At 43.3% G+C, this 1920-nt stretch carries 3 protein-coding genes; all 3 read right to left on the bottom strand.

Features of this window, described 5'->3' with window-relative positions:
• The coding region (locus SORDD16_RS09030; protein ID WP_241734046.1) for a metal ABC transporter solute-binding protein, Zn/Mn family at positions 1-736 on the bottom strand (736 nt) is incomplete at its 3' end.
• Positions 737-763: 27 nt separating this feature from the next.
• Entirely contained in the window at positions 764-1612 is an 849-nt protein-coding gene (locus tag SORDD16_RS09025; RefSeq protein ID WP_061453187.1) for a metal ABC transporter permease, read from the bottom strand.
• The coding region (locus SORDD16_RS09020) for a metal ABC transporter ATP-binding protein (protein WP_369404188.1) at positions 1609-1920 on the bottom strand (312 nt) is incomplete at its 5' end. The genes SORDD16_RS09020 and SORDD16_RS09025, both read right to left, overlap by 4 nt.

Here is a 1920-nt window from a genome sequence, read left to right as displayed (position 1 = left end):
TGGTTTGACGAAGTTTTTCCACCAAGCTCTTGATTTGGTCTGGAGTTCCTTCTTCTTCGGTGTTGATTTCCCAGATGTAGGCACTAGGAACACCGTAGGCTTTAGAAAAGTACTTGAAGCAACCTTCGCTTGTGACGATGAGTTTCTTTTCAGCCGGAATATTGTTGAACTTCTCCTTGGCTTCCTTGTCCAATGTATCGAGTTTATCAGTGTATTCCTTGAGGTTATTTTCGTAAAATTCTTTGTTGTTAGGATCTTTTGCGATCAGTTGTTTGGCAATGTTTTTGGCAAAGATAATGCCGTTTTCAAGGTTGAGCCAAGCATGTGGGTCTTCCTTGCCTTTTTCATTTTGCCTTTCTAGGTAAATTACGTCAATGCCATCGCTGACAGCAAAATAGTCTTTGTTTTCAGTTTTCTTGGCATTTTCTACCAATTTTGTAAACCAAGCATTGCCACCTGTTTCAAGGTTGATCCCGTTATAGAAAATCAAATCAGCTTTGGATGTTTTTTTGACATCTTCTGGGAGTGGTTCGTACTCGTGAGGGTCCTGCCCAACGGGTACGATACTGTGAAGATCGATTTTATCACCTGCGATATTTTTGGTAATATCTGCGATGATGGAGTTAGTTGTAACAACTTGCAATTTTTTCCCGGTTCCTGCATTCTCTTTCTGAACGCAAGCTGCAAGACCGATACTTGCAAGAAAGAGTAGTAGAAGAGTTCCTAATTTTTTCATGTGATTCCTCCAAAGGGGAGATCCCCCTTATTTTGACATCGTTTTGTGTTTGAGTTTCAAGTAGCGCTGTTTGGGAGCGATAAAGAAACTAATCAGGAAGAAAGTGGCAGAAGTGAGGACAATGCTGGATCCAGCTGCAATGTTAAAACTATAGCCAATAAAGAGTCCAAGGACGGATGCTAGAGCTCCTAATGTAGAAGATAGGAAAATCATGCTTTTAAGGCTATTGGCATAGAGATAAGCTGTTGCTGCTGGCGTTATCAACATGGCTACGATGAGAATAGTCCCTACACTTTGCATGGCGGTGACCGATACCAAGGTCAAGAGCACCATGAGCAGGTAGTGGTAGAGATTGACAGGCATTCCCATGGCCTTAGCCAGGAGCTCATCAAAGGATGTAATCAAGAGTTGCTTGAAGAAGATCCAAATAATCAGAAGAATGGCGATGCCAACTCCGATAGTGATCCACATATCCATGTCCTGGACCGCGAGGATGTTTCCAAAAAGAATATGGAAAAGGTCGGTAGAACTATTAGCTACCCCAATCAAAATCACCCCAAGGGCTAAGAAAGATGAAAAGGTAATCCCAATAGCGGTATCGCTCTTGATGATGGAATTGCCCTTGATATAGGTGATAATAATGGCTGCCAAAAGTCCAAAGACAATAGCTCCGATAAAGAAGTCGATGCCCAAGATAAAGGACAGGGCGACTCCCGGTAAAACCGCGTGCGAGATGGCATCTCCCATAAGAGACATGCCACGTAAGATGATAAAACAGCCTACAGCTCCAGCTACAATCCCAATCACAATAGAAGTGATGAGAGCGTTTTGTAGGAAATGGAAATTGAACAGGCCGTCGATAAATTCTGCTATCATAGGTCACCTCCCTTAAAGAATATGCGATCTCCGTAAGTTTTGTGAAGGTTTTCCTCTGTAAAGGTTTCCTTCGTTGCTCCTATGGCTATCAGCTCTTGGTTGAGCAAGACTACCTGGTCAAAATAGTGAGCCACTTTGCTCAGGTCGTGGTGGACGATGAGAATGGTCTTTCCAGCCTCCTTCAGACTTCTGAGCGTGTTCATGATGATTTCCTCGCTGACAGAGTCAATTCCTACAAAGGGTTCGTCCAAAAAGATCAGCTCTGCCTCTTGGACCAAGCAACGTGCAATCAAAACCCGCTGGAACTG

It is taken from the genome of Streptococcus oralis, assembly GCF_001578945.1.
Lineage (GTDB): Bacteria > Bacillota > Bacilli > Lactobacillales > Streptococcaceae > Streptococcus > Streptococcus oralis_Q.
Note: the sequence above shows the minus strand (reverse complement) of the source record. Positions and strands in the feature narration are given on the sequence as shown.